The organism is Candidatus Cloacimonadota bacterium (assembly GCA_034722995.1).
In the GTDB taxonomy this organism is placed as follows: domain Bacteria; phylum Cloacimonadota; class Cloacimonadia; order JGIOTU-2; family JGIOTU-2; genus JAGMCF01.
The window spans coordinates 24,550-32,801 of sequence record JAYEOL010000072.1 but is presented as its reverse complement, the minus strand read 5'-3'; the positions used below and the strand labels follow the sequence as shown (position 1 = coordinate 32,801).

Here is an 8,252-nt window from a genome sequence, read left to right as displayed (position 1 = left end):
ACAAATATATGATGTCAAGAGAAAAAATAAAAAATCTACAAAAAGTTCCTGTTTTTTAATATTATATCATTTCACAGTATATTAATATTATCCTTCACTTACAATTTCAACAGATTCAATAATCACATCCACTTTGGGCCAATCCTTCATTCCGGTTTTAGGATTTACGCCAGTTTGAACATTTTTTATCTGGTCAACAACATCCATTCCTTCAATTACTTTACCGAATACAGCATAACCAAATCCTGCTCCCATATCCCTGTGGTCTAAAAAGAGATTATCTTTTACATTTATAAAAAATTGTGAAGTAGCTGAATTTATCTGATTTGTTCTTGCCATTGCAATCGTGCCTCTTACATTGCTTATTCCGTTGGTAGCTTCGTTTTTTATTGGTGGATGGGTTGGCTGTTTCTGCATGTAATTCTGGTCAAAACCACCACCTTGAATCATAAAAGTTGAGATAACTCTGTGGAATATTAAACCATCGTAGAACTTCTCTTTTGCATAGGTAAGGAAATTTTCTACTGTAATCGGAGCTTTGTCACGGAATAATTCCAGCTTAATATCGCCATAATTTGTGTGCAAAACAACAATATCTTTATCAGGTTGTTTTTGTTTTGGAGCAATCGTTTTTTCAACTTTTTCAGGTTTGTTAATCTTTTCAATATTTGCTTTTTCATTTGTTGGGTTGCAAGACACCAAAAGCAACGGTAAAAGTCCACAAAGCAAGATAGTTACAGCGAATAATTTGATGCTATTTTTTTTCATCATAATAGTTCCTCACAAGCTTTCTTTATTTTTGATATGATTTGTTAAATGATATATTTATGCTGTCAATATTTATAATTTTAAAAAAATTTATTTTATGTGATAAGAAAAAGTTGACAGGATAAAGCAACAATCCCGCATATAAATTACGCTTAAAATGTTAATTATAATTATATAATTTATGATAGGAAAAAGTGAAAAAACAGTTAGTATGTAAAATTTTAGAATCACAAGCCGGCTTAGAAGATTGGAATAGTTTTATTAGTTCCACAGAAGAATGCCCGATAATTCAATCAGTAGAATGGGGCGAGTTTAAAAAGATATCGGGATGGCAACCGATTAGAATTGCTGTTTTTGATGATAACAGAATTATTGGTGGCATATCAATCTTGAAAAGGAAGATTCCATTTATAGGGAAGTCTTTATTTTATGCACCAAGAGGACCAGTTTTGGATTTTCATAATGAGGATGTTTTCTATACATTGATTACAAAAATAAAAGAAGTTGCGAAACAGCATAACGCAATTGTATTGAAGATTGACCCGGAAGTATTAGAAACTGATGCTGAAGCAAAGGATATATTAGACAAGTATGATTTTCATTTTGTAAAAAAGCAGATTCAACCAAGAGCAACACTCTTTTTGGATTTGACACAAAGCTTAAATGATTTACTAGCAAATTTTGAATCAAAAACCCGTTATAATATTCGTCTTTCTGTGCGAAAAGGAGTCCAAGTTAAAGAAATGACAAATATTGAAGGTGTGGACATTTTTTATAATATCTATATTGCGACAGCAAAAAGAGACACATTCATTATTCATCCTTATAAATATTATAAAAGGGTTGTTGAAAAATTAGCTGATAAAGGTATGGTGCATATATTTTTTGCACATTATCAGGATACGCCGATTGCAGGAGTTTATATTTTTTCTTTTGGGCACAAAGTCTGGTATATGTATGGTGCTTCATTAAACAAATATCGCAATGTTATGCCTAATCAGGCAATTCATTGGGAGGTTATAAAATGGGCAAAAGAAAAAGGCTATAAAACTTATGATTTGTGGGGGATTCCTGTAAACCCGCATCCGATGCATCCCTTATTCGGAGTGTATAGATTTAAAAAAGGTTTTGGTGGAGAATTCAAAAAGTTTGTTGGAATGCATGACCTGGTTCTTCAGCCATTCTGGTATAACCTAATGAATAAAGGCATTAAGACTTATGTTTCAATACGAAGTCTTATAAAAAAAGGTAAGATTTCAGATTCGCTTGGAGAGTAAATTAGCGAGATGGTTTACCATCTCGCTAAATCAAATAAAGAATGCTGAAGCATCCTTCCATATCATTCTTCCTATTGGTAGAAAAGAAATAAAATGAAACATACATGTCTCCGATGGCTCGGGGACGCAAAGGAGTATGAATCCCGATTTATCGGGAGGAGTTATGGATTTTATTATATTATTATATTTTTCTTTGTGCCTTTGTGTCCATTCTCCGTAGCAGTAGGACTGCTACTGCGAAGGATGAACCTTTGTGGTGAAAAGATTTTCAGATGAAACTTAAAAATTTAATATCAGCATTAAAATGGTATAAAGCTTACAATTTTGATAATGCTGAAAATATAAAAATCTCTGGTATTGCATTTGATTCGCGAGATATAAAACAGGGCAACATTTTCGTTGCAATCAAAGGAGAAAATTTTGATGGAAATAAGTTTATTCCCTCTGCTATAAAAAATGGGGCCTCTTCAATATTTATTGAAAATGTGGAATATATTGCAAAATCAAATATACCTTGCATTGTTGTTCCAGATACACGCGAAGCTTTAGCAATTCTTTCAGCGGCTTTTTATAACCATCCTGCCAGAAAAATGCGAGTTATTGGAGTGACTGGAACGGATGGGAAAACCACAACTGCCACAATTATTTACCAGATTTTAAAGTTTGCTGGATTTCGTGTCGGATTAATAACCTCAATAAATGCTGTTATCGGGGATAAAATTCACGATACAGGATTTCATACAACCACGCCGAATGCACTTGATATGCAAAAGTATCTTGCTAAAATGTTATCAGCAGGTACTGAATATGTTGTAATAGAAGCATCGTCTCATGGGTTAGCACAACATCGCGTTGATATGTGTGAATTTGATATTGCTGTAATAACCAATATAACTTCCGAGCATCTGGATTATCATAAAAATTTAGATGAATATCAAAGTGCTAAGTTGAAGCTATTCAATTACTTATATAATAGTTTTAGAAAACAAAATGTGAGCAAAGTATCAATTATCAACAAAGATGATGCTTCTTATAATCTGCTGGAAAATATAAATTCAGATATAAAACTCAGTTATGGCTTAAATAATAAGGCTGATATTTCTGCATGTGATATTTATTTTGATAAATTACAAATGAACTTTGATGTTAAAACACCAGATGAACATTTTTCAATAGCGACAAGTTTACTCGGCAGGTATAATATCTATAATATTCTTGCCGCCATTTCTGTGGCACATTCACAAAAAATTTCAATAAAATCTATCATAAAAGGGATAGAATCTATCAAACAAATTAATGGCAGGATGGAATTTATCTCTCATAATACAAGTGACTTCAAAGTAATTATTGATTTTGCCCACACCCCAAATGCCCTGGAAAAAGCTCTTGGAGTTGCGAGAGATGTTGCAGAAAATAATGTTATTGTTGTCTTTGGTTGTGCGGGTTTGAGAGACAAATATAAAAGAAAGGCAATGGGAAAGGTTGCTGGAAAATTAGCTGATAAAATTTTTATCACCACAGAAGATCCAAGAACAGAATCAGTGGAAAATATTATTGGTGAAATTGCTCGTGGATGCAAACTAGCAAACAGACAAGAAGGGATAGATCTCTTCAAAATTCCAGACAGAAAAGAAGCAATTACAAATGCGATTCTGTCTGCCCAAGAGGGAGATGTGGTAATCATTTGCGGCAAGGCACAAGAAAAATCAATGTGTTTCGGAACGAAAGAATATCCATGGGATGAATATGGAGTAGTAAAATCTGCTTTAAAGATGAAGATTACAAAAAATATTTAATCTTGCTTTATACTTGTATTATTTGACAGAAATAATATAGTATTTTGAAAATATAAATTATGGTTTTTGGCATAGGTATTGACATAATTGAGATTGATAGAATTAAAGCTGAATTAGGAAAACATAAAGGTAGGTTTTCTAAGATGGTTTTTACAGAAAAAGAAATTGATTATTGTTCAAAAAATAAAAATCTAAATGTTCAATCACAATGTTTTGCAGGTAGATTCGCTGCCAAAGAAGCATTCTTCAAAGCAATTGGAACAGGTTTAAGAAATGGACTTGGCTGGAAAGATGTTGAGATAGTAAATGATAAACTTGGTAAGCCAGGTCTAATTCTTAAGAATAAATCTAACAGGGTAATTAAGAAGGGAAAAATTGCAAATATCCTGTTATCAATTTCACATAGTAAACATTATGCTACTGCTGTTGTGATTTTAGAGAAATAAATTAACAATTTTCAATGAGGAATTTGAAAGTAAATAATATTTTACAAAATGATGGATATGAAAGTGAAGAATAAAAAAATTATAACATTTCATGAAGCATTGGATATAATTGAGTCATTTCCTGAAATGAATATAGCAATATAGCAGAGAAAATTTTAAAATATGAATGATAGAAAAAAACAACTTAACAGGATTTTAATTTTGGCAAAACAATATAAGGTATCACGATTAATACTTTTTGGTAGTTTTTTAGAAAATGGTGGCGAAGCAAATGATATTGATCTTGCTTGTGATGGAATTGCTGGGTGGAAATTGTACGAACTTGCTTCTAAAATGGAAGATGAATTAAATATTTCAATTGATCTAATTCCTTTAACTCCTTCCAATAGATTCACAAACTATATAATTAAAAAGGGTAAAGTCCTGATATGAATTTTGAGGATTTGAAACAAGAGATTGAAATAGAATTAGATTTTATTGAATCTACAATTTCAGAATTATTGCTTATATTAAAAGACATTGATAACAAAGAACCCTCTACAAAAGATAAAACTGCCGCTGGTACATTTCTCTCTCAATTTTATAATGGAATTGAAAACATATTAAAAAGAATTAGTAAATATTATAATATTGAATTACCAAAAGGTGAAAACTGGCATATTGAATTGTTCAAAAGATTTAAGAAACCTTCATTTAAAGAATTACCTTTATTATTTGATGAACCACTAGCAACATCTCTGGCTTCATATAGAAAATTCAGACATGCATTCTTTCATGGTTATGGATTTCAACTTGATTGGATTAGAATCAAAGAAGGCATTGAAAATGTTGATATTATTTATAAACGAATAAAAAAAATATTTATTATTTCCTAAAAAATGAGGAGCATAAAAATCAACAAAAAAATAATTGTTATTGAATTTATTAACAAGTAATACAGATAAAAAATGAAAACTATAGAAATGAATGTAATCATACCCAAAGATAGAAAAATTATAATATCAATTTAGTGGGAAATTATTAATTAGGAGTATGAATGAAGAAAATCTTAGTAACTGGTGCTGTAGGGCAAATTGGTTCGGAACTAACAATGGAGTTGAGGAGAAGATATGGTAATGATAATGTTATTGCTGCGGGACACAAAACAAAACCAAGTGAACATCTTTTGAATTCAGGTCCGTTTGAGGTTATTGATTGTGCAGATATAACTACCGTGGCAGATGTAGTTAAGAGGTATAAGATTGATACGATTTATCACCTTGCTGCGATTCTCTCTGCTGTTGCAGAAGCAAAACCACAATTAGCATGGGATGTGAATATCAATGGTCTTTATAATGTATTAGGAGTTGCTCGTAAGTATAATTGTGCGGTTTTTACTCCAAGTTCTATCGGTGCATTTGGACCAACAACTCCTAAAGATGATACTCCTCAAGATACTATTCAACGTCCAAACACAATGTATGGTGTAACCAAAGTTGCTGGAGAACTACTTTGCGATTACTATTACAAAAGATTTGGCGTAGATACACGAGGAGTCCGTTATCCAGGCATAATTTCTTATGAAACTTTACCCGGTGGTGGAACAACAGATTATGCGGTAGAGATTTTCTATGAAGCTATCAAAAATAAGAAATATACCTGTTTTCTTAAAAAGGGAACTTATCTTGATATGATGTATATGCCGGATTGTCTTAAAGCTGCGATTGACCTTATGGAAGCCGAGCCTTCCAAACTTAAACACCGTAATGCTTTCAATGTTACTGCTATGAGTTTAGAACCAGAGGAAATCGCTACAGAAATACGCAAATACATTCCAGAATTTAAAATGGATTACGATATTGACCCTGTTCGTCAGGCAATTGCAAATTCCTGGCCCAATAAAATGGATGATTCTTGTGCTTGTGAAGAATGGGGTTGGGACCCAAAATACGATTTACGTGCAATGACAAAAGATATGATAAAAGTTCTTTCAAAAAAATTAAGCAATCCGTAATTCTTTTTATATTATTTAAAATATGAGTTATGCAAAATAGGATTTTTTTTGACCTCACCTCAATCCTCTCCTAAAAGGCGAGGAAGTATAAGTTCTCCTTCTCCTTGTCGGTCTTGGCGCCCAGACGGATAGGAGAAGGAGTTAGAGGTTGAGGTTAAAATATAAAACGCTCCAATAATTATGCATTTTAATAGAATATTCAATTTTGCAGATCTCATTATTATTTAAAATAAAAAAGGAGTAATAATGTCAAACATAGGTTCTTATGATGAAAGAATAAAAAACTTTGATTGGTCAATTTCTGAAAAAGAACTCGGCTACAAAGAAGGGGATGTAATAAATATTGGTTGGTACTGTTCAGACCGTATCTGCAAAATGGGAAAAGCAGACAAAATTGCTCTTATCTGGGAAGGTTTGGGTGGAATAGAAAAAAAATATACTTTTAATGATATTCGTATAAACAGCAATAAATTCGGGGACTTTCTAAGAAATTTAGGAATTCAAAATGAAGATAGGGTTTGTCTTTTTATGGACAAGATTCCTGAACTTTATATTGGTTTTCTGGGTATCTTGAAAATTGGTGCAATTGCACAACCACTCTTTTCAGTCTTTGGTGATGAGTCTTTGCATGTAAGGTTGGACAATGCAGAAACAAAAGCAATTATCACACAGAAAAGGCATGTATCTAAAGTAAGAAAAATTTTAGACCAGATGCCTTATTTGAAACACATCATTATTGTTGATTATGATGGCAGAAAACCACTTAGAGAAAGAGAAATTGCGTTCTCAATGGATGAAGCAGAACCAGTTGAAAATCTTGAAATTTTCCCTTCAAAAGCTGAAACTCCATCAGTCCTTCATTACACTTCAGGAACAACTGGACAGCCAAAAGGTGTCAAACATGTGCATTACTCAATCATTTCCCAATATTTAACAACTAAGTGGGTTTTAGATCTTCAGGATGATGACATTTATTGGTGTACTGCAGACCCAGGATGGGTAACAGGAACTTCTTATGGCATAATTGGTCCCTGGAGTTTGGGCATTACTCAATGCGTTCTTGATACTGGATTTTCAGCAGAAAGTTGGTATAAATTTATTGAAAAGCATAAAGTTACAGGCTGGTATTCTGCCCCAACTGCTATCCGTTCATTAATGAGGGCTGGAGATGAAGTGGTTAAACAACATGATCTTTCTTCCCTTATACATCTTGCAAGTGTGGGTGAGCCACTTAATGCAGAAGCGGTTATCTGGTCAGAAAAGGTTTTTGGAAAACCTTTCCAAGACAATTACTGGCAAACAGAAACTGGCTCAATAATGATTTCCAACTATCCGGGGATGAAAGTTAAGCCAGGCTCAATGGGAAAACCATTCCCTGGTATTACTGCTACAGTTTTAAATCCAAAAACTTATGAACCATGGGAAGAATCTGGTAAAATTGGACTTATTGCTTTTAAGCCTGGATGGCCAGCAATGTTAAGGACTTACTGGAGAAATGAACAAACTTTTAAAACCAAATTCAAAAATGGCTGGTATATTTCTGGTGACCGAGCAAGAATTGATAAGGATGGATATTTCTGGTTTGTCGGTCGTGATGATGATGTTATAAATACTGGTGGTCATCTTGTAAGTCCATTTGAAGTTGAATCTGCTCTTTTGGAGCACGAGGCTGTGGCTGAATCTGCAGTTGTAGCAAAACCGGATGAGATAAATATGGAGGTTGTAAAAGCATTTGTTCATTTGAATCCGGGATATGAAGCAAGTCCTGAACTTGAATTGAAAATTATGAATTTTATCCGCAAAAAATTATCGCCATTTGCAATGCCTCAAGAGATTGAATATGTGGATTCTCTTCCAAAAACAAGAAGTGGAAAAATTATGCGCAGAATTCTTCATGCAAAAGAGTGGGGAGAAGAAATCGGTGATACTTCCACTTTGGAAGACGATGAATAAAACATTACCACCAAGACAC

General features: G+C 33.0%; 8 protein-coding genes. 7 read left to right on the top strand and 1 reads right to left on the bottom strand.

The window, feature by feature from the left end:
* Positions 1-87: 87 nt before the first annotated feature.
* Entirely contained in the window at positions 88-771 is a 684-nt protein-coding gene (locus U9R23_08155) for a peptidylprolyl isomerase (protein ID MEA3476393.1), read from the bottom strand.
* Positions 772-962: 191 nt separating this feature from the next.
* Between U9R23_08155 and U9R23_08150 the strand changes: the two genes are divergently transcribed.
* From U9R23_08150 to acsA, 7 genes are all read left to right on the top strand, one after another.
* The gene (locus U9R23_08150; GenBank protein ID MEA3476392.1) at positions 963-2,045 is read left to right on the top strand and encodes a peptidoglycan bridge formation glycyltransferase FemA/FemB family protein; all 1,083 of its coding nucleotides are present in this window, start codon (positions 963-965) and stop codon (positions 2,043-2,045) included.
* A 272-nt stretch (positions 2,046-2,317) separates the two neighbouring features.
* Complete coding sequence (locus U9R23_08145; protein ID MEA3476391.1) at positions 2,318-3,841, top strand: UDP-N-acetylmuramoyl-L-alanyl-D-glutamate--2,6-diaminopimelate ligase; 1,524 nt, start codon at positions 2,318-2,320, stop codon at positions 3,839-3,841.
* A gap of 59 nt (positions 3,842-3,900) precedes the next feature.
* Positions 3,901-4,287 carry a holo-ACP synthase gene (acpS, locus tag U9R23_08140; protein ID MEA3476390.1) on the top strand — a complete coding sequence of 129 codons (387 nt, stop codon included), beginning with the start codon at positions 3,901-3,903 and terminating at the stop codon, positions 4,285-4,287.
* Positions 4,288-4,449: 162 nt separating this feature from the next.
* Entirely contained in the window at positions 4,450-4,719 is a 270-nt protein-coding gene (locus U9R23_08135) for a nucleotidyltransferase domain-containing protein (protein MEA3476389.1), read from the top strand.
* On the top strand, positions 4,716-5,162 hold the full coding sequence (locus U9R23_08130) for a hypothetical protein (GenBank protein MEA3476388.1): 447 nt from the start codon (positions 4,716-4,718) through the stop codon (positions 5,160-5,162). Before U9R23_08135 ends, U9R23_08130 begins: the two co-directional genes overlap by 4 nt.
* A 161-nt stretch (positions 5,163-5,323) precedes the next feature.
* Positions 5,324-6,280 (top strand): L-threonine 3-dehydrogenase, encoded by a 957-nt coding sequence (locus U9R23_08125; GenBank protein ID MEA3476387.1) that lies wholly within the window; start codon positions 5,324-5,326, stop codon positions 6,278-6,280.
* Between the two features lie 246 nt (positions 6,281-6,526).
* Entirely contained in the window at positions 6,527-8,233 is a 1,707-nt protein-coding gene (gene acsA, locus U9R23_08120) for an acetate--CoA ligase (GenBank protein MEA3476386.1), read from the top strand.
* The last annotated feature ends 19 nt before the right edge of the window (positions 8,234-8,252 follow it).

Excerpts from the sequence above, each read along its gene's own strand:
- U9R23_08145 (MEA3476391.1), top strand. The coding sequence starts at position 2,318 with ATGAAACTTAAAAATTTAATATCAGCATTAAAATGGTATAAAGCTTAC.
- U9R23_08125 (MEA3476387.1), top strand. The coding sequence starts at position 5,324 with ATGAAGAAAATCTTAGTAACTGGTGCTGTAGGGCAAATTGGTTCGGAA.
- acpS (MEA3476390.1), top strand. The coding sequence starts at position 3,901 with ATGGTTTTTGGCATAGGTATTGACATAATTGAGATTGATAGAATTAAA.
- U9R23_08130 (MEA3476388.1), top strand. The coding sequence starts at position 4,716 with ATGAATTTTGAGGATTTGAAACAAGAGATTGAAATAGAATTAGATTTT.
- U9R23_08135 (MEA3476389.1), top strand. The coding sequence starts at position 4,450 with ATGAATGATAGAAAAAAACAACTTAACAGGATTTTAATTTTGGCAAAA.
- acsA (MEA3476386.1), top strand. The coding sequence starts at position 6,527 with ATGTCAAACATAGGTTCTTATGATGAAAGAATAAAAAACTTTGATTGG.
- U9R23_08155 (MEA3476393.1), bottom strand. The coding sequence starts at position 771 with ATGATGAAAAAAAATAGCATCAAATTATTCGCTGTAACTATCTTGCTT.